The following is a 19,048-nucleotide window of genomic DNA, read 5'->3' as shown; positions in this document are numbered from 1 at the left end:
GGTGGATCGCGCAGAAATGGGTCCGGATCGACCTGGAAACGACGACCCTGGGCGCGGTCGACGGATCGGCATCGATGTAGGCAGCGTCCGAATCGGGGTCGCCTCCAGCGACCCCGACGGGATCCTCGCCACGCCTGTCGAGACGGTGCCTCGGTCCACGGAGCGTGGGAGCGATCCGCCGGATATTCGGCGGATCGCCGACATTGTCGAAGAGTACGAGGCGGTGGAGGTTGTCGTCGGGCTGCCCCAGACCCTTCGGGGTGAGCGGGGGAAAGCGGCCTCGATCGCTACCGTGTTCGCGAAGCGGTTGCGCAGGACAGTGGATCCGATACCCGTGCGGATGGCCGACGAGCGTCTGACGACGGTCACTGCTGCGCGGGCGCTCAGAGAGAGCGGTGTCAGTGCGAGAGGTCAGCGGCCGGTGATCGACCAGGCGGCGGCGGTGGCGATCTTGCAGGGATGGTTGGACGAGCGGAGCACTTCAATGAATGCTGCGAAATCGAATAGAGACGCGCAGCTACCGGAGGCAGGTCAGTGAGCAATCATCGGCGACCTTCAGGTGAGCGACCCGACCACCGGTACGAGCCCCACGAGCCCCGCCGTCACCGTTACCTCGACGAGGGCGATGATCCGGTCGATTACCAACCACCCTCCGAGGAGGTCGCCACCACCGGCGGACATGCCTCGGTGTACGACGACTGGGGCCATCCGGATGCCGACGGCTACGGCGACGGGTACGAACCTCGAAACGCTCAGTTTGACAGCGGCTACGACGAGCCCGGCTACGAACAACCCGGCTACAACGAGCCCGGCTACGAACAACCCGGCTACAACGAACCCGGCTACAACGAACCCGGTTACAACGAACCCGGCTACGGCGGGCGCGGGTACAGCGAGCATCCGTACGAGAGCGGTGCCTATGGCGACGCGAGGTACGACACTCCCGGCGTCGCATTCGACGAGGCCGAGACCCAGATTCTCACGGCGATTCCGCCGACCCGCGCGCATGCCAAGCTTCAGGCCCGCCGGCGCAAACAGGCAAGCCGCCGTGCCCGCCGCGGCAAGCTGTTCGGAGTACTGGCGGTTGCTGTTGTGCTGATCGTGCTCGGCGGACTGGTGATCGTGGGCGGCCAGGTGATCTTCGGTGGTGGTGCTCCCGCGGACTACGCCGGTCCGGGTGGTCCCGAAGTGGTCGTGGAGGTGCATCCGGGAGACACTGCGGAGCAGATCGGATCCGCGCTCACCGCACAGGACGTCGTGGCGAGCGGATCGGCCTTTTTCAACGCCGCGGTTCAGAACGAAGCCATGAATACGGTGCAGCCCGGCTTCTACAGTCTCCCGACCCAAATTCCCGCTGCTGAGGCGGTGAGGGGTCTGGTCGATCCCATGTCCCGGGTCGGGAAGATGATCATCTCCGAGGGCAGGCAACTCCACGATGCCACCGATGTGCAGACCGGAGCCACGAAGAAGGGGATCTACACACTCATTTCCGAGGCCAGTTGCCTGGGCGTCGGCGGGCAACAGAATTGCATCAGCTACGACGATCTCAACGCGGCCGGTGCCGGAGACCTGACCGCACTTGGTGTACCGGAGTGGGCGAAGGGCTCGGTTGCAAGCGTCCCGGACCGGGATCGGCAGCTCGAAGGTTTGATCGCAGCGGGAAGTTGGGACTTCGACCCCACCTCGAGCCCCACCGCCATTCTCGAGCGGCTGGTCAGCGGGAGTTCCGCCAGCTACGCAGAGACCGGAATCCTCACCGCGGGGAATCAGGTCGGGATCACCCCCTACGAGATGCTGATCTCCGCTTCTCTGGTGGAGCGCGAGGCGCTGCCGGCCGACTTCTCGAAGGTGGCTCGCGTCATCCTGAACAGGCTCGCGGTGGACCAACCGCTGCAGTTCGACTCGACGGTCAACTACTCGCTCGACACCACCGAACTGGCCACCACGGACGCCGACCGTGCTCGGGTGACGCCTTGGAACACCTATGCAAGCCCGGGTCTGCCCGCGACTCCGATCTCGTCGCCGAGTCTCGACGCGCTGCAGGCCGTCGAATCACCGGAACCAGGCGACTGGATCTATTTCGTAACAATCGATGCGCAAGGCACCACGCTGTTCACGAAGAGCTATGAGGAGCACCTGACCAACATCGACCAGGCCATACGCAACGGGATTCTCAACAGTGGCCGGTGAGTTGGTGAACGCACGAAAGGCTGCGGTGCTGGGCCGACCGATCGGACATTCGCGCTCGCCGCAACTGCACCTCGCGGCGTATCGGGCGCTGGGTCTGACCGAGTGGACGTACGACCGCATCGAATGTGACGCAGACCAGCTCCCGGGCCTGGTGTCCGGGCTCGGGCCGGAATGGGTCGGTCTGTCCGTGACGATGCCGGGAAAGATCGCGGCGCTGCGATTCGCGACCGAGCGCACCGCCCGGGCCGTAGCGATCGGGTCGGCGAACACGCTCGTCCGCATCGAGGGTGGGTGGCGTGCCGATTGCACCGACGTGGACGGCGTCAGCGGTGCACTCACTGCCGGCGGCCTCGGGACCGTCTCGGGGGCCGAGGCCGTCGTCGTCGGCGCCGGCGGAACGGCCCGGCCTGCACTTGCAGCACTGGCCGACCTGGGTGTGAAGTCCGTGACCATCGTCGCGCGCGACGCGGGTCGGGCCGCAAGTGCGGTGAGCTGTGCGAAGTCGGTGGGGCTCGACGTCCGGTTGCTGGGATTCGACAGCCCGGAACTCGGCGCCCGCTGCGCCGGCGCCGCTGTGCTCGTGAGTACCGTGCCCTCTGCCGCGATCAGCGACCACACCGCGATGGTGGGGCGGGCACCGTTCGTGCTCGACGCGATCTACGACCCCTGGCCGACACCGCTGGCGAGAGCGGTCGAGGCCGCCGGCGGCAGGGTCGTCGGTGGACTGGAGATGCTCCTCCATCAGGCGTTCGGGCAGGTGGAACAGTTTACCGGCCTTCCGGCCCCGAGATCAGCGATGGCGGCCGCCCTGCGCTAGTTGTCCACAGTCCGCGCCTCCGTCCACAGACCGATCGTCCGCGCTGGTCACCGCCGCAGGCGGTGTGTGCGGTCCGGGCACGCTGTTCGTCATGTGGTGGCTGATTTCGGTGAGTGCGGTCCTCGGCGCTGGTACCGGTTGGTGCGCGCGTCGGACGGCAACCCTGTTCGTCGGCGAACGCGTCGTCGTCCGGCGTGGCTGGTGCGAGGCGATCTGTGTGGTCGGGGTTGCGGCCACGGCGTGGATCGAGATGGGCGAGCCCGAACCGTGGCGCCTACTGTGCGCGATCGTTTTCTGGTGGTGGTGCGTGAGTCTCGGCGTTATCGACCTGTACACGCGGAGGTTGCCGAACGCGCTGACGGTTCCAGGTTTCTTGGTGATCGTCGGAATCGGTGCGGCGACGGGTGGAGCAACGGCCGCGATTGTCGGAGGAATTCTGCTCGCGGCCGCGTACCTCGTGCTGTATCTCGGTGTACCCGGTTCTCTCGGAGCGGGCGACGTGAAACTCGCACTCGGGGTGGGTGCGGCGGCGGGCCTGGCGGGAGGCGGGGCCTGGCTGTGTGCGGCGGTTCTCGCGCCGGCGCTGACAGGGGCGGCGGGTTGCGTCGTCCTCGCCGCTCGGCGGTCCCCGCCGGCACTCCCGCACGGACCTGCAATGTGCGCCGCGACGCTGGTCGCGTTGCTCGCCGCACACATCACCTGAGGTCGTGCTCGGGTTGCGCCCGATTGGGAGGGCCACCGTCACTGCCGGGTACGGCGACGTGGAAGGATAGCGATTGTGCTGCGCTGGATAACTGCCGGAGAATCCCATGGTCCTGCCCTCGTCGCGATGCTGGAGGGGATGGTCGCCGGCGTCGAAGTGACGTCAGATGACCTCTCGACACAACTCGCGCGCCGGCGCCTCGGATACGGACGCGGAGCGCGGATGAAATTCGAGGCCGACAAGGTCACCATCATCGGCGGCGTACGACACGGGCGGACACTCGGTGGACCGATCGCCGTCGAGGTGGGCAACACCGAGTGGCCCAAGTGGGAAACCGTGATGTCCCCAGATCCGGTCGACGCCGATGTGCTCGCTGATCAGACCCGGAACGCGCCTCTCACCCGTCCCCGTCCCGGACATGCCGACTACTCCGGCATGCTCAAGTACGGCTTCGACGACGCCCGCCCGGTTCTCGAACGTGCGAGTGCCAGGGAGACCGCCGCTCGTGTTGCGGCCGCGACGTTCGCTCGCGCTTTCCTCCGCCAGGTATTCGGTGTCGAGGTCGTCTCCCACGTGATTTCCATCGGTGCCTCCGATCCGTACATTGGCCCCGCACCCGCTGCATCAGATCTATCGGCGATCGACGCCAGTCCAGTGCGCGCCTTCGACAAGGCCGCCGAGGAGTCGATGATTGCCGAGATCGAAGCGGCGAAGCGCGACGGTGACACGCTCGGCGGTGTCGTCGAGGTCGTCGTCCATGGACTTCCCGTGGGCCTGGGATCCTTCATCAGCGGCGCGGACCGACTCGATGCCCGCCTCGCTTCCGCCCTGATGGGCATCCAGGCCATGAAGGGTGTCGAAGTCGGGGACGGTTTCGAGACCGCGCGGCGCAGGGGCAGCCAGGCGCACGACGAGATGCTTCCGGGCCCGGACGGGATCGTGCGGTCGACCAACCGGGCAGGTGGCCTGGAAGGCGGCATGACCAACGGTGAAGCGCTGCGTGTGCGTGCCGCGATGAAGCCCATCTCGACAGTTCCGCGGGCACTGGCCACCGTTGACATGTCGACCGGTGAGGAAGCCGTCGCGATTCACCAGCGTTCCGATGTGTGTGCCGTGCCCGCCGCAGGAGTCGTCGCCGAATCCATGGTCGCGCTGGTCGTCGCCCAGGCGGCCCTCGAGAAGTTCGGGGGTGACTCGGTCGCCGAGACCGCCGCCAACTTCGGACACTACGCGTCCGGCGTTGCAGCCCGGTTTGCTCGATGACCGAGCCGTCCAGCGTCGAGCCGCGGGGGTGAAACACCCGATGGCCCCGAAAGCCGTTCTCGTCGGCCCCCCTGGATCCGGAAAATCAACAATCGGGAAGCGTCTCGCGCGTGCGCTCGATCTTCCGTTCCTCGACACCGACGTGGCGGTCGAAGTCGAGGCGGGGCGCACCATCCCGGAAATCTTCGTCCAGGACGGCGAACCCGTATTCCGGGCACTCGAGGAAAAGGTCGTCAGGAAAGCGGTCGAGAGCACCGAGGGAATCGTCTCTCTCGGCGGCGGGTCGATACTGTCCGAGGCCACTCGTGCGCTGCTGAAGGGCCATACGGTGGTCTATCTCGAGATCAGCGTCGGCGAGGGGCTCAAGCGCACACGCAGTAAAACTGTGCGTCCACTGCTCGCCGGTGATGCCCGGCAGAAGTACACCGAGTTGATGCGTGTGCGCGGCAAGCTGTACGAGGAGGCGGCATCCATACGGATACACACGGACGGGAAGAGCCCCTCCCGTGTGGTTCAACAGCTAGTGGCGAAACTCGCACGGTCATCGTCGACCTCGGCGGAACAGTGACCGTCCAAGAAAAGTGACCGTCCAAGAAACCTTGGACAAAGACAGGCAAGACGGAGCGGAGCAGCAGACAGTGACCGAACCGGTACGCGTACAGGTGCAGACGGCCAACCCCTACCCGGTCATCATCGGGCGCGGATTGCTCGGAGAGTTGGTGGCCGAACTCGCCGGGACGAGGACGGTGGCGATCTTCCATCAGCCGCCGCTTGCGGAGACAGCGGAGGCGGTGCGCGCGGCTCTAGCGGAAAAGGGGATCGATGCGCACCGTATCGAGATTCCTGACGCTGAGGACGGTAAGGATCTGGCAGTGGCGGGGTTCTGTTGGGAGGTGCTCGGCCGGATCGGGCTCACTCGCAGTGACGCCGTGGTGAGCCTGGGTGGCGGCGCGGCCACCGACCTGGCCGGTTTCGTCGCGGCTACCTGGATGCGCGGTGTCCGCGTGATCCACGTGCCCACCACCCTGCTCGCGATGGTGGATGCGGCGGTGGGCGGCAAGACGGGCATCAACACCGAGGCCGGCAAGAACCTGGTCGGTTCCTTCCACGAACCGTCGGCAGTGCTGATCGACTTGGCCACCCTGGAGACGGTTCCCCGCAACGAGATCATCGCGGGGATGGCGGAAGTCATCAAGACCGGCTTCATCGCCGACCCGGTGATCCTCGAGCTCATCGAGGACGACCCCGAATCGGCGCTCGACCCGACGGGAACCGTTCTGCCGGAATTGATTCGGCGTTCCGTGGAGGTCAAGGCCATGGTGGTGGCCGCGGATCTACGTGAATCCGATCTGCGGGAGATCCTGAACTACGGTCACACCCTCGGTCACGCCATCGAGCGCCGCGAACGCTACCGTTGGCGCCACGGCGCGGCCGTCTCCGTGGGGCTCGTATTCGCGGCGGAACTCGGTCGCCTGGCCGGACGACTCGACGACGAGACGGCGGATCGGCATCGCACGATCCTGGAACTGGTGGGTCTGCCCACCACATACGACGCGGACGCGTTCGGTCAACTGGTCGAAGGAATGCAGACCGACAAGAAGAACCGCGCGGGCGTTCTGCGGTTCGTGGTGCTCGACGGACTCGCAAAACCGGGACGACTAGAGGGCCCGGACCCCTCCCTCCTGGCGGCGGCATTCTCGGCTGTGGCCCGCGAGCAGGCGCCCGGCAACGGTGGCGGCGCCATCCTGTTGTGAGCCAGCCTGCAAGATCACACCGCCGCGCCGTCTGTCGGTGTAACCCCGCCGGGTGGCTACTCCTTTCGGGGCAGTCCGTCCGTGGGGCGCTCGCCCGGGTCGGCCGGATCCTGCCGGGCGGCGTCATCGCCCTCCGCGTAATCGTGGTCGGCGTAATCGTTGTTTGCGCCTTCTGGCGAATCGAGATCGGACGTGTCCTCGCGGTAGCTGTGCACCGCGTCGAACACTGTGGTTTCGTCGTCGGAGCCGGCGTATTCCGTGTTCGCGGACTGCGCGTAAACCTGATCAGCGGTTCCCCCTGCTGCGGCTTCCGCGGCACCGGCTGGCACCGGCTGTGTCGAATTGCGTTTGCCGAGGGGTTTCGGGGACTCCCGGCCGACGAAGAAACGGCCGAGAAAGACTGCGAGCATGGCCGGGACGAAGATCAGCAGCACCGTGAACGCGGCCCCGGACGTGAGCTCGAAGAAGAACGAGTTCTGGGTGACGTTGACGGGCGGCACCAGGTCGGCCAGCCAGCTCCCGAGACCGGCGACGATTCCCCCGAGCAGTGCGGCCTTCAGCCACAACATGGTGAGATCGGCGCCGTCGGCGGGGTCCGGGTTGGTCCGGCGGTCCCGGACGCCGTCCATCCAGGCCCAGACCAGCACCGCAACCACGACTGTCACCAATGCGAACCATCGCAGAGAGGAGCCCTGAAGGGGCCATTGCGCGATCGAAACGCCGAGGATCACACGAACGAAAACATGTATCAGGGCCATCCCGAGGCCGCGTACCACCCACGCATTCATGGGCACAGCGTAACCAGCCCCGTTTCGGCCGTGTGGTCTCACCCACACCGGTGTGGCTGAAACCTGTTCTCGCCGGCAATCGACGGCGCGGAGCGGACCGTCCTGGCGAGAACTTTGCCGGTAGGTTTGACTGCATGCCTGCTGATCATGGTTCTCGGCGCGCGGCCCTACGCGCGGCCCTGGCCTCCCGAGATCTCGACGCGCTTCTCGTGACGAATCTGACGAACATCCGGTATCTCACCGGCTTCACCGGCTCCAACGCCGCACTGCTGGTCGATGCGACCGACGACGAGGGCGGTGAGGAGCGCACCGTCATTTGTACCGACGGGCGCTATCTCACCCAGGTCGGTGAACAGGTTCCCGATCTGCGGGCCGAGATCGCCCGGGCCAGCGCCGCAACTCTGATCAAATCGTTGCCAACTGCGTCGGCGGTGGCGCTCGAGAGTCACGTCGTCACTGTGGACGAGTTCGCGGCCTGGTCGCTGCTCGCGCCGGACGCGCGCCTCGATCCGGTTCCCGGACTCGTCGAGGAGTTGCGCATGGTCAAGGACGAGCACGAGGTCGGGTTACTGCGTGCGGCTTGCGCGGCGGCCGATTCCGCGCTCGCCGAGCTGATCGCGAGGGGCGGTCTCCGCCCGGGGCGAACCGAGAGGGAGGTGGGCCGCGAACTCGAGGCGTTGATGCTCGATCATGGTGCGGACGGCATCTCGTTCGAAACTATCGTCGCTACCGGAGCCAACTCGGCGATCCCGCACCATCGCCCCACCGGGACGGTGCTACGCGGCGGCGACTTCGTCAAACTCGATTTCGGGGCGGAGGTCGGTGGCTACCACTCGGACATGACGCGGACATACGTCCTCGAGCGTGCCGCGGACTGGCAACGTGACGTCTACGCGCTGGTCGAGCGGTCGCAGAAGGCAGGACGAGACGCCCTGCGCCCAGGAGCGGAGGTGTCCGCGGTGGACGGGGCCGCCCGCCGCGTGATCGAGGATGCGGGCTACGGCGAACTGTTCCTGCACGGGCTCGGACACGGCGTCGGCCTGGAGATCCACGAAGCTCCGGGAATCGGCAAGCAGGGCACCGGTACACTTCTCGACGGTGCGGCGGTGACCGTCGAGCCGGGTGTGTACATCTCCGGGCGCGGAGGCGTGCGGATCGAGGACACGCTCGTGGTTCGTGAGCGGGGACCGGAACTGCTCACACTCACCACCAAAGACCTGACCGTCGTGTAGACGGTTCGACCTTATCGAGGAGACGCGAAGCAAGTGGCTTCAACTAGTGATTTCAAGAACGGCCTGGTCCTGAAGATCGATGCCCAGCTGTGGACAATTACCGAGTTCCAGCACGTGAAGCCCGGCAAGGGGCCTGCTTTCGTGCGCACCAAGTTGAAGAACGTGCTCTCAGGCAAGGTTGTCGACAAGACGTTCAACGCCGGCGTCAAGGTGGAGACCGCCACCGTCGACCGACGCGGCATGACTTACCTGTATCACGACGGTGCCGACTACATCTTCATGGACGGCGACACGTACGACCAGATCTCGATCAGTGAGGCCACCGTCGGCGGCGGCGCCCGTTTCATGCTCGAGAACATGGCCGTGCAGGTCGCGACCCACGAGGATGTTCCGCTGTTCGTGGAACTGCCCGTCACCGTCGAATTGGTGGTCAAGCACACCGACCCCGGTCTCCAGGGCGACCGCTCCACCGGTGGCACCAAGCCTGCCACCCTCGAGACCGGTGCCGAGATCAACGTTCCGTTGTTCATCAACACCGGTGACAAGCTCAAGGTCGACTCCCGAGACGGCAACTACCTCGGGCGTGTGAATTCCTGAGTGGCCGGTACGCATAAGAAGCTCGGCGCCCGCCACAAGGCCCGCAAGCGCGCCGTCGACTTTCTCTTCGAGGCAGAGGCGCGAGATCTCGATCCGGTCGATCTCGCGACCGACCGCGCAGAACTGTCCGGCAAGGACGATTCCGTGGCACCGGTTGCCTCGTACACGATCACACTGGTGACCGGGGTCGCCGAGAACCTGAATCGCCTCGACGAGGTGATCTCCTCCCACTTGCAGGACTGGACTCTCGGGCGGTTGCCTGCCGTCGACCGCGCCATCCTGCGCATCGCGGTGTGGGAACTGTTCCACGCCACCGACGTGCCTCCGGTCGTGGCCGTGGACGAGGCGGTGGAGTTGGCCAAACAACTCTCCACCGACGAGTCGCCCGGATTCGTCAACGGCATCCTCGGCCAGGTCGTGTTGGTCGCCCCGCAGGTTCGCTCGGCTGCAGCCGCGACCTCGCGGCGCGCCGATGCGGCCGCGACGTTGCGGCCGGCCGATGTCGACACGGCGCGGCACACCGACGCCGCCACTGGGGACTCGAACGACGTCCGCTCGTAAGTTCGTGTCCCGCTGCGTGCCCGTCTCGTTCGCCGAGAGGTGTATGAGACGGGTGGGTCCGCAGGTCAGGGCCCGGGCCTGGCGCAGTCAACGCGCTGATACGCTGTCCGCGTCAGGCATCCTTTAACGATCCGTCCAGTGAGGCGGAGAAGGAGGTCGTTGTATGCGTGTACCCGAAGGGTCTCGCTCCGCCGGGGAACCGGGGGAATCAACACCAGATTCGATCGCTTCCGACGAACCTGCACGTGAGTTGCTATCCGCAGCCGATGTGGGACGGACGATTGCGCGCATCGCGCACCAGATCATCGAAAAGACCGCGATCGATACCGACGGCGGCGAAGCGCCGCGCGTCGTTCTCATGGGAATTCCCACGCGTGGCACGACGCTCGCCGCACGCCTCGCCGGGAGGATCGAAGAATTCTCCGGCGTGCGCCCCTCGGTCGGTTCGCTCGACATCACCCTGTACCGCGACGACCTGCGCACCAAGCCGCATCGCCCCCTTGAGCGCACCTCAGTGCCTGAGGGTGGTGTCGACAACACCCTGGTGGTTCTGGTCGACGACGTCCTGTTCTCCGGGCGCACCGTCCGGTCCGCCCTCGACGCGCTGCGAGATCTGGGGCGGCCCCGCGCCGTCCAGTTGGCTGTGCTCGTCGACCGCGGCCACCGCGAACTGCCTTTGCGCGCCGATTACGTCGGCAAGAACGTGCCGACCGCCCGTGCAGAGGGCGTGAAGGTTCTCCTGGACGAACACGACGGCCGTGACGCGGTCATGATCTCCAGGGGAGGAGTCGCGTGAAGCATCTGTTGTCGATCGCGGACTTGACGCCGGAATCGGCTGTCGAACTCCTCGACGAGGCGGAACGGTTCGAGCAGGCCCTTCTCGGGCGTGAGGTGCGTAAGCTCCCGACCCTGCGCGGCCGGACGGTCATGACCGTGTTCTTCGAGAACTCGACGCGGACCCGGGTCTCGTTCGAGGTCGCCGGTAAGTGGATGAGCGCCGACGTGATCAACGTCAGCGCGTCCAGTTCGTCGGTGTCCAAGGGCGAATCCCTCCGCGACACCGCGATGACGTTGCGGGCCGCCGGCGCCGACGCGCTGATTGTGCGGCACCCCGCATCGGGTGCGGCACATCAGATCGCGCACTGGACGGGCCAGCACGATGATGGCGGCCCAGCCGTCATCAACGCCGGCGACGGCACGCACGAACACCCCACCCAGGCACTGCTCGACGCACTCACTCTGCGGCAGCGTCTCGGCGGCATCGAGGGCAAACGCATTGCGATCGTCGGTGACATCGCGCACAGTCGGGTAGCGCGCTCGAATGCCCTGCTCCTGTCGATGCTCGGCGCCGAGGTCGTCCTGGTCGCGCCGCCGACGTTGCTCCCTGTCGGTGCGTCGTCCTGGCCCGTTTCGGTGGCGCACTCGCTCGACGCGGAGTTACCCGGACTCGATGCCGTTCTCGTGTTGCGTGTGCAGGCGGAGCGGATGAACGGCGGATTCTTCCCGTCCCCGCGTGAGTACTCGATCAATTACGGACTGTCCGAGAAGCGACTCGCGCTGCTTCCCGAGCACGCGGTGGTGTTGCATCCCGGTCCGATGCTGCGCGGTATGGAGATCGCGTCGGCAGTCGCCGATTCAACGAGAACCGCTGTGTTGCAACAGGTAGCCAACGGTGTGCACATGCGGATGGCAGTGCTGTTCCGGTTGCTGATCGGAGCGGAGGACGTTTCCGGATGAGTGGCTGGGCAGTGAGACGGGTGACAGTGCAGTGAGAGGAGAGACAGTGCTCATCAAGAACGTGCTGCTGTACGGCGAGGGTGAACCCACCGACGTTCTCCTAGCGGACGGTGTCATTGTCGCGATCGGCGCGGATGTGGGCACGGGTCATGACTCGGACGTGGAGTTGATCGACGCGACCGGGCAGATCCTGCTCCCCGGTTTCGTCGATCTGCACACCCATCTGCGTGAACCGGGCCGCGAGGACACCGAGACCATCGATTCCGGGTCGGCGGCCGCCGCCCTCGGCGGATACACCGCGGTGTTCGCGATGGCCAACACCAGTCCCGTCGCGGACTCGGTGGTCGTCACCGATCACGTCTGGCGGCGCGGCCAGGAGGTCGGCCTCGTGGATGTCCACCCGGTCGGCGCCGTCACGGTGGGCCTCGAGGGTAGGCAACTCGCCGAGATGGCCACGATGGCGTCGGGCATCGGAGGGGTCCGGATGTTCTCGGACGACGGCCACTGCGTCGACGACCCCCTGATCATGCGCCGCGCTCTCGAGTACTCGAGTTCACTCGGCGTGCTCATCGCGCAGCATGCGGAGGAGCCGCGACTGACCGTCGGCGCCGTCGCGCACGAGGGTCCCACCGCGTCCAGACTCGGACTCGCGGGTTGGCCGCGTGCCGCCGAGGAGTCGATCGTCGCGCGCGACGCACTGCTCGCCCGCGATGCCGGCGCGCGGGTACACATCTGCCACGCATCCACCGCGGGCACTGTCGAACTGATGAAATGGGCGCGCGGGCAGGGTATTGCGATTACGGCAGAGGTTACCCCGCATCACCTGCTGCTCGATGACTCCCGGCTCGAGACGTACGACGCGGTCAACAAGGTGAACCCGCCGCTGCGGGAAGCGAGCGACGTCGCGGCGCTCCGGGCCGGACTCGCCGACGGCACCATCGACTGTGTCGCCACCGATCATGCGCCTCACGCCGAGCAGGACAAGTGCTGCGAATTCGCGGCGGCGCGCCCCGGAATGCTTGGGCTCGAGACCGCGCTGTCGATCGTCGCGACGACCATGGTCCGTACGGGCCTGCTCGACTGGCGCGGGGTGGCTCGGGTGATGAGCGAGCGCCCAGCCGAGATCGTCGGACTCGACGACCAGGGACGCTCACTCGAGGTCGGTGAGCCCGCGAATCTGGTACTCGTCGACCCGGACGCCGAATGGACCGTTCACGGGCCCGATCTCGCCAGTGTCTCGCACAACACGCCGTACGAGGCGATGAGGCTTCCGGCCCGCGTGACCACGACGATCCTCCGCGGACGGATCACCGCGCGCGACGGCGAAACCCGACTCCCGGCTCGGCTCGGTGGTCGATAACAGTGGACAGGATCCTGTGGGTTGTCGGCCTCGCCGCATTCTGGGTGTTGGCCATCCTTCTGATGTACATCGGTTGGCGCGGCCGTGCCCGCCGTCAGGCCGACCGGGTCGGTGAACTTCCCGCCGTGCCGGCCCACCTCGGTGAGCAGACACTCTCGCCGGCCACCGGACTGTATGTGGGCAGCACCCTCGCACCGAGTTGGCAGGACCGGATCGCGGTCGGTGACCTCGGATTCCGGGCGACGGGGGAGATCTCCCGCTTCGCCGCCGGCATCCTGCTCGAACGCGACGGAGCCTCTGCAATCTGGATTCCGCAGGCCGCGATCCGTGCGGTCCGCACCGAGCGCGGGCTCGCGGGCAAGGTCATGAGCAAGGACGGTGTGCTGGTGATCCGCTGGGAACTGCCGTCCGGCACCGAGATCGACACCGGATTCCGCAGCGACGACAAGTCGGTCTACCCCGACTGGGTGAGCGGCCCGGGTCCGAACGACAAGACAGCGCTCGACAAGACAGCGCTCGACAAGACAGCGCTCGACAAGACAGCGCCCGACAAGACAGACAGTGAAGATTCAGCGAATGCGGCGAACTCTGGTGAGGTCGAGCAGAACGGAGAGAACGCATGAGCGGCTATGACACCGACTCGGCAGTACTGGTCCTCGAGGACGGACGGACCTTTCGGGGCACCACGTTCGGTGCCTTGGGCCAGACCCTCGGTGAGGCCGTCTTCAGCACCGGGATGACCGGCTATCAGGAGACCCTCACCGACCCGAGCTACCACCGTCAGATCGTGGTGGCTACCGCGCCGCAGATCGGCAACACCGGATGGAACGACGAGGACGATGAGTCCGTCGGCCCTACCGGCAGCAGTGCCGAGTCGAAGATCTGGGTGGCAGGCTACGTCGTCCGCGACCCCGCGCGCCGCACCTCCAGTTGGCGCGCCACCGGGTCGCTGCAGGACGAACTCGTGAAGCAGGGCGTCGTCGGGATCGCAGGCGTCGACACCCGCGCCCTCGTTCGGCACCTGCGCACCCGGGGCTCCATGCGCGCCGGGGTGTTCTCCGGGGATGCGCTGGCCGACACCGACGCGCTGCTCGCACGCGTGACGAGTCAGCAATCGATGCTCGGTGCCGACCTCGCCGGCGAGGTCAGTACGACGAGCGGCTACGTCGTCGAACCGACCGGGGGTGAGACACGCTTCACGGTCGCCGCGATCGACCTGGGCATCAAGACCAACACCCCGCGCATGTTCGCCGAACGCGGCATCCGGGTGCACGTCCTGCCCTCCGACGCCACACTCGAGCAGATCCTCGGTCTGAAGGCCGACGGTGTGTTCCTCTCCAACGGTCCTGGCGACCCGGCGACCGCCGATGGCGCCGTGCATCTCACGAAAGAGGTCCTCGGGCAGGGTCTTCCCCTGTTCGGAATCTGCTTCGGCAACCAGATCCTCGGGCGCGCGCTGGGTCTCGGCACATACAAGATGAAGTTCGGGCACCGCGGGATCAACATCCCGGTCATCGAACATGAGACCGGACGCATCGCGATCACTGCACAGAACCACGGGTTCGCGCTCGAGGGCGAGGCCGGGCAGGAATTCGACACCTCGTTCGGCAGGGCCGTGATCAGTCACACTTGCGCCAACGACGGTGCCGTCGAGGGCGTCCGACTGCTCGACGACTCTGCCTTCTCGGTGCAATACCACCCGGAAGCCGCGGCGGGTCCACACGACGCCGCTTACCTGTTCGACCGATTCACCAGCCTGCTCGAGGGAGTCAAGAAGTAATGCCACGCCGTACAGATCTCTCCCACATCCTGGTGATCGGCTCAGGCCCGATCGTCATCGGCCAGGCCTGCGAGTTCGATTACTCCGGAACCCAGGCCTGCCGGGTGCTGCGCGAGGAAGGCCTGCGCGTCAGCCTCGTGAACTCGAACCCGGCCACGATCATGACCGACCCCGAGTTCGCTGATGCAACCTACGTCGAACCGATCACGGCGGAGTTCGTCGAGAAGGTCATCGCCCTCGAAGCTGAGAATGGGCACCCGATCGACGCCGTCCTCGCGACGCTCGGTGGCCAGACCGCCCTCAATACCGCAGTGGCCCTGCACGAACAGGGGATCCTCGAAAAGTACAACGTCGAGTTGATCGGCGCAGATTTCGACGCTATCCAGCGCGGCGAGGACCGGCAGAAGTTCAAGGACATCGTCGCCAAGGTCGGTGGTGAATCGGCGCGCTCGCGGGTTTGCTACACGATGGACGAGGCCCGCGACGCGGTTGCCGAACTGGGCTATCCCGTCGTGGTGCGTCCGTCGTTCACGATGGGCGGCCTCGGATCCGGCATGGCATACGACGCCGAGGGCCTCGCACGCATCGCCGGCGGTGGCCTGGCGGCGTCGCCCACGGCGAACGTGCTGATCGAGGAGTCGATTCTCGGGTGGAAGGAATACGAACTCGAGTTGATGCGCGACGGCCGCGACAACGTCGTGATCGTTTGTTCAATCGAGAATGTCGATCCGGTCGGTGTGCACACCGGCGACTCGGTGACCGTCGCCCCAGCCATGACGCTCACCGATCGTGAGTACCAGGCGATGCGCGACCTCTCGATCGACATCCTGCGTGAGGTCGGCGTCGATACCGGTGGCTGCAACATCCAGTTCGCCATGGATCCCGCGGACGGGCGCCTGGTCGTCATCGAGATGAATCCGCGTGTGTCCCGGTCCAGTGCGCTGGCGTCCAAGGCCACCGGTTTCCCAATCGCGAAGATCGCGGCGAAACTTGCCATCGGTTACACCCTGGACGAGATCGTCAACGACATCACCAAGGAAACTCCGGCTTGCTTCGAGCCGACCCTCGACTACGTGGTGGTCAAGGCTCCCCGGTTCGCGTTCGAGAAGTTCCCCGGTGCCGACGGCACCCTCACCACCACGATGAAATCGGTGGGCGAGGCCATGTCGATCGGCCGTAACTTCACCGAGGCCCTCGGCAAGGTGATGCGCTCGCTCGAAACCAAACAGGCCGGTTTCTGGACCGGGCCGCAGGTCGAGACCGAGGATCTGGACACCCTGCTCGCCGAACTCCGCGTCCCGCACGACGGGCGCCTGTACGGCATCGAGAAGGCTATGAGCCTCGGCGCAACTGTCGAGCAACTGTTCGACGCCACCGGTATCGACCCGTGGTTCCTCGACCAGATGCAGCAGATCCACGAACTGGGCACCGGATTGCGTCAGGCATCCGAGGTGACCGAGCAGGTGCTACGGCGCGCCAAGCATCACGGACTCTCGGATCGGCAGATCGCGGCGCTCCGCCCGGAAGTCGGCGGCGAGGACGAGGTCCGGGCACTGCGCCAGAAGTGGAACATCCACCCCGTTTACAAGACGGTGGACACGTGCGCGGCGGAGTTCGAGGCCAAGACGCCGTACCACTACTCCACTTACGAACTCGATCCCGAGGCCGAGACCGAGGTGGCGCCGCAGACCGAGCGGCCGAAGGTGCTGATCCTGGGTTCCGGCCCGAACCGGATCGGGCAGGGAATCGAGTTCGACTACTCCTGCGTGCACGCGGCGCTGACGCTGTCCGAGGCCGGCTACGAGACCGTGATGGTCAACTGCAACCCCGAGACCGTCTCCACCGACTATGACACGGCCGATCGCCTGTACTTCGAGCCGCTTACCTTCGAGGACGTGCTCGAGGTGTACCGGGCGGAGTCGGCGTCGGGCACAGTGGCCGGTGTGATCGTGCAACTCGGCGGCCAGACCCCGTTGGGTCTGGCGAAGCGGCTGAAGGCTGCGGGTGTGCCGATCGTGGGCACCAGTCCCGAGGCGATCGACCTCGCCGAGGACCGCGGCGAGTTCGGCAGGGTGCTCGTCGACGCCGGGCTGCCTGCTCCCAAGTTCGGTACCGCTACCACGTTCGTCGGCGCCCGCGACATCGCCGCGGGGATCGGCTATCCGGTGTTGGTGCGCCCGTCCTACGTCCTGGGTGGGCGAGGCATGGAGATCGTCTACGACGAGGCCTCCCTCGAGGGCTACATTTCCCGCGCCACAGAGATCTCCGACGATCGGCCCGTTCTGGTGGACCGCTTCCTCGAAGATGCCATCGAGATCGATGTGGACGCCCTCTGCGACGGCACCGAGGTGTACCTCGGCGGCGTGATGGAGCACATCGAGGAGGCCGGTATCCATTCGGGTGACTCCGCCTGTGCTCTGCCGCCGATCACCCTCGGCCGCGCCGATCTCGAGAACGTCCGCCGTTCCACGGAGGCGCTCGCCAAGGGCATCGGCGTCAAGGGCCTGCTCAACGTCCAGTACGCCCTGAAGGACGACATTCTGTACGTTCTCGAGGCCAACCCGCGCGCCAGCCGCACGGTGCCCTTCGTGTCGAAGGCCACGGCCGTGCAGCTCGCGAAGGCATGTGCCCGCGTCATGCTCGGCGAAACTATTGCCGAGCTGCGCGAGAGCGGCGTGCTCCCGGCGTCCGGTGACGGTGGGTCCGCACCCGCTGACGCCCCGGTTGCAGTCAAGGAGGCCGTGCTGCCGTTCAACCGGTTCCGTCGCGCCGACGGCACCGGTATCGACACCCTGCTGAGCCCCGAGATGAAGTCGACCGGCGAGGTCATGGGTATAGACGCGGACTTCGGCACCGCCTTCGCCAAGAGTCAGACCGCCGCGTACGGCTCGCTCCCCACGTCGGGATCGGTGTTCGTCTCGGTCGCCAACAAGGACAAGCGTTCGCTGATCTTCCCGGTCAAGCGTCTCGCAGACCTGGGCTTTCGCATCCTGGCCACCGAAGGGACTGCGGGGGTTCTGCGTCGCAACGGCATCACTTGTGAGGAGGTGCGCAAGCACTCCGGTGAGGAACTCGAGGAGGGTCAGCGCACCATCGTCGAGCAGATCCGCGACGGCGAGGTCGATATGGTGATCAACACGCCGTACGGCAACTCCGGACCGCGCGTGGACGGCTACGAGATCCGCAGTGCGGCGGTTGCCATGAACATCCCGTGCGTCACGACCGTGCAGGGTGCGTCCGCGGCGGTGCAGGGCATCGAGGCCGCGATCCGCGGCGACATCGGCGTCCAATCGCTTCAGGCGCTGCACGCAAGACTGCGGTCGCCCGCCGTCGTCGTGGCTCCCGTCACCGGATCCGTCTCGCCGTGAGCGGGCACCACCACCCCTGGGTGCATCGGCTGACGGCAGCGGTCGAGCACCGGGGGCGGCTGTGTGTCGGTATCGACCCTCATCCCGTTCTTCTCGAGTCGTGGGGGCTGCCGGCCACCGTTGAGGGGCTCGAGGCGTTCGCCGAGATCTGTGTGGAGGCCTTCGTCGGTGAGGTGGCCGTAGTGAAGCCTCAGGTCGCTTTCTTCGAGGCGTACGGGTCCGCGGGGTACGCTGTGCTCGAACGCACGATCTCGGTCCTCAGAGCGGCAGGGACGCTCGTTGTCGCCGATGCCAAGCGTGGAGACATAGGTTCGACGATGGCGGCGTACGCGCGGTCCTGGCTGGGCGCTGAGTCGGCTCTGTCTTCCGATGCCTTGACGGTATCGCCGTATCTGGGCTTCGGCGCCCTCGATCCGGCTCTGTCGCACGCCGCAGAGCACGGACGGGGGCTGTTCGTGCTCGCCCGCACGTCCAATCCCGAAGGCGGCGATCTGCAGGCGGCGCAGAGTGCCTCGGGAGTCTCGGTGGCGCAGTCCATGGTGGACGCGGCGGTCCGGCGCAATGCCGCGGAACCCGGACTTGTGGGGCTTGTGGTGGGCGCGACACGCGGACACGGTCTGGATTTGTCGAATTTTTCCGGACCGATTCTCGCTCCTGGCCTCGGCGCTCAGGGAGCAACCGCGGCCGACCTCCCGGACATTTTTCCAGAGTCGCGAACGCTGTTGTTGCCAAACAGTTCTCGGGGCATTCTTCGGCACGGTCCATCGATTACGGCCTTGCGTGAAGCCGCCCTCGAGGTCCGTGACGAGATCGAGTCCGCGCTCACATAGCCCACCCGAATTCGGCGTCGGCGCCGGGGGTGGGTTCGCAATCGGCGCCAGGCGTGAGTACGGTCGCT

The 19,048-nt window shown here is 66.4% G+C and carries 18 protein-coding genes; 17 read left to right on the top strand and 1 reads right to left on the bottom strand.

The window, feature by feature from the left end:
- Window position 1 precedes the first annotated feature (1 nt).
- The 7 genes from ruvX to aroB all read left to right on the top strand — a co-directional run bounded on the left by ruvX (window position 2) and on the right by aroB (window position 6,727).
- Window positions 2-538, top strand: coding sequence for a Holliday junction resolvase RuvX (gene ruvX / locus RM2_RS10335; protein WP_174553847.1), 537 nt, complete (start codon window positions 2-4; stop codon window positions 536-538).
- 554 nt (window positions 539-1,092) lie between these two features.
- Entirely contained in the window at window positions 1,093-2,190 is a 1,098-nt protein-coding gene (locus tag RM2_RS10330) for an endolytic transglycosylase MltG (RefSeq protein ID WP_373863321.1), read from the top strand.
- Complete coding sequence (locus RM2_RS10325) at window positions 2,180-3,007, top strand: shikimate dehydrogenase (RefSeq protein WP_072688831.1); 828 nt, start codon at window positions 2,180-2,182, stop codon at window positions 3,005-3,007. Before RM2_RS10330 ends, RM2_RS10325 begins: the two co-directional genes overlap by 11 nt.
- 91 nt (window positions 3,008-3,098) lie before the next feature.
- Window positions 3,099-3,710, top strand: a complete 612-nt coding sequence (locus RM2_RS10320; protein ID WP_072688907.1) for a prepilin peptidase — start codon at window positions 3,099-3,101, stop codon at window positions 3,708-3,710.
- A 75-nt stretch (window positions 3,711-3,785) separates the two neighbouring features.
- Window positions 3,786-4,973, top strand: coding sequence for a chorismate synthase (gene aroC, locus RM2_RS10315; RefSeq protein ID WP_072688829.1), 1,188 nt, complete (start codon window positions 3,786-3,788; stop codon window positions 4,971-4,973).
- Between the two features lie 40 nt (window positions 4,974-5,013).
- Window positions 5,014-5,541, top strand: coding sequence for a shikimate kinase (locus RM2_RS10310; RefSeq protein ID WP_072688827.1), 528 nt, complete (start codon window positions 5,014-5,016; stop codon window positions 5,539-5,541).
- Between the two features lie 70 nt (window positions 5,542-5,611).
- Window positions 5,612-6,727 carry a 3-dehydroquinate synthase gene (gene aroB / locus RM2_RS10305; RefSeq protein ID WP_072688906.1) on the top strand — a complete coding sequence of 372 codons (1,116 nt, stop codon included), beginning with the start codon at window positions 5,612-5,614 and terminating at the stop codon, window positions 6,725-6,727.
- 56 nt (window positions 6,728-6,783) lie between these two features.
- Here the strand turns inward: aroB and RM2_RS10300 are convergent, their stop codons facing one another.
- Window positions 6,784-7,515, bottom strand: a complete 732-nt coding sequence (locus RM2_RS10300) for a B-4DMT family transporter (protein WP_072688825.1) — start codon at window positions 7,513-7,515, stop codon at window positions 6,784-6,786.
- 134 nt (window positions 7,516-7,649) lie between these two features.
- On the opposite strand from RM2_RS10300, the gene RM2_RS10295 reads away from it, so the two are divergent.
- From RM2_RS10295 to pyrF, 10 genes are all read left to right on the top strand, one after another.
- Window positions 7,650-8,747 carry a M24 family metallopeptidase gene (locus tag RM2_RS10295; RefSeq protein ID WP_072688824.1) on the top strand — a complete coding sequence of 366 codons (1,098 nt, stop codon included), beginning with the start codon at window positions 7,650-7,652 and terminating at the stop codon, window positions 8,745-8,747.
- A gap of 33 nt (window positions 8,748-8,780) precedes the next feature.
- Entirely contained in the window at window positions 8,781-9,344 is a 564-nt protein-coding gene (gene efp, locus RM2_RS10290) for an elongation factor P (protein ID WP_072688823.1), read from the top strand.
- Entirely contained in the window at window positions 9,345-9,905 is a 561-nt protein-coding gene (gene nusB / locus RM2_RS10285; protein ID WP_072688822.1) for a transcription antitermination factor NusB, read from the top strand. It abuts the gene before it with no gap.
- A gap of 163 nt (window positions 9,906-10,068) precedes the next feature.
- Window positions 10,069-10,701, top strand: coding sequence for a bifunctional pyr operon transcriptional regulator/uracil phosphoribosyltransferase PyrR (pyrR, locus tag RM2_RS10280; protein WP_072688821.1), 633 nt, complete (start codon window positions 10,069-10,071; stop codon window positions 10,699-10,701).
- Window positions 10,698-11,642 (top strand): aspartate carbamoyltransferase catalytic subunit, encoded by a 945-nt coding sequence (locus RM2_RS10275; RefSeq protein WP_072688820.1) that lies wholly within the window; start codon window positions 10,698-10,700, stop codon window positions 11,640-11,642. Before pyrR ends, RM2_RS10275 begins: the two co-directional genes overlap by 4 nt.
- 46 nt (window positions 11,643-11,688) lie before the next feature.
- The gene (locus tag RM2_RS10270; protein ID WP_245813820.1) at window positions 11,689-13,002 is read left to right on the top strand and encodes a dihydroorotase; all 1,314 of its coding nucleotides are present in this window, start codon (window positions 11,689-11,691) and stop codon (window positions 13,000-13,002) included.
- Window positions 12,999-13,625: a PH-like domain-containing protein gene (locus RM2_RS10265; protein WP_245813826.1), complete on the top strand. Its 627-nt coding sequence runs from the start codon at window positions 12,999-13,001 to the stop codon at window positions 13,623-13,625. Before RM2_RS10270 ends, RM2_RS10265 begins: the two co-directional genes overlap by 4 nt.
- Window positions 13,622-14,782, top strand: coding sequence for a glutamine-hydrolyzing carbamoyl-phosphate synthase small subunit (gene carA, locus RM2_RS10260; protein ID WP_072688817.1), 1,161 nt, complete (start codon window positions 13,622-13,624; stop codon window positions 14,780-14,782). The genes RM2_RS10265 and carA overlap by 4 nt, the downstream gene beginning before the upstream one ends.
- Window positions 14,782-18,150, top strand: coding sequence for a carbamoyl-phosphate synthase large subunit (gene carB, locus RM2_RS10255; RefSeq protein WP_072688816.1), 3,369 nt, complete (start codon window positions 14,782-14,784; stop codon window positions 18,148-18,150). The genes carA and carB overlap by 1 nt, the downstream gene beginning before the upstream one ends.
- Window positions 18,147-18,980 carry an orotidine-5'-phosphate decarboxylase gene (gene pyrF / locus RM2_RS10250; protein WP_084721717.1) on the top strand — a complete coding sequence of 278 codons (834 nt, stop codon included), beginning with the start codon at window positions 18,147-18,149 and terminating at the stop codon, window positions 18,978-18,980. Before carB ends, pyrF begins: the two co-directional genes overlap by 4 nt.
- Window positions 18,981-19,048 lie beyond the last annotated feature (68 nt).

Origin of the sequence: Rhodococcus marinonascens NBRC 14363, from assembly GCF_001894885.1 — a bacterium.
GTDB classification, from domain to species: domain Bacteria; phylum Actinomycetota; class Actinomycetes; order Mycobacteriales; family Mycobacteriaceae; genus Rhodococcus_F; species Rhodococcus_F marinonascens.
This window is presented reverse-complemented; position numbering and strand designations above follow the sequence as displayed.

What these genes read in the sequence shown, in the direction of transcription:
- pyrR (WP_072688821.1), top strand. Translation starts at nt 10,069, where the DNA reads ATGCGTGTACCCGAAGGGTCTCGCTCCGCCGGGGAACCGGGGGAATCA.
- carA (WP_072688817.1), top strand. Translation starts at nt 13,622, where the DNA reads ATGAGCGGCTATGACACCGACTCGGCAGTACTGGTCCTCGAGGACGGA.
- carB (WP_072688816.1), top strand. Translation starts at nt 14,782, where the DNA reads ATGCCACGCCGTACAGATCTCTCCCACATCCTGGTGATCGGCTCAGGC.
- RM2_RS10295 (WP_072688824.1), top strand. Translation starts at nt 7,650, where the DNA reads ATGCCTGCTGATCATGGTTCTCGGCGCGCGGCCCTACGCGCGGCCCTG.
- RM2_RS10320 (WP_072688907.1), top strand. Translation starts at nt 3,099, where the DNA reads ATGTGGTGGCTGATTTCGGTGAGTGCGGTCCTCGGCGCTGGTACCGGT.
- RM2_RS10310 (WP_072688827.1), top strand. Translation starts at nt 5,014, where the DNA reads ATGGCCCCGAAAGCCGTTCTCGTCGGCCCCCCTGGATCCGGAAAATCA.
- RM2_RS10300 (WP_072688825.1), bottom strand. Translation starts at nt 7,515, where the DNA reads ATGAATGCGTGGGTGGTACGCGGCCTCGGGATGGCCCTGATACATGTT.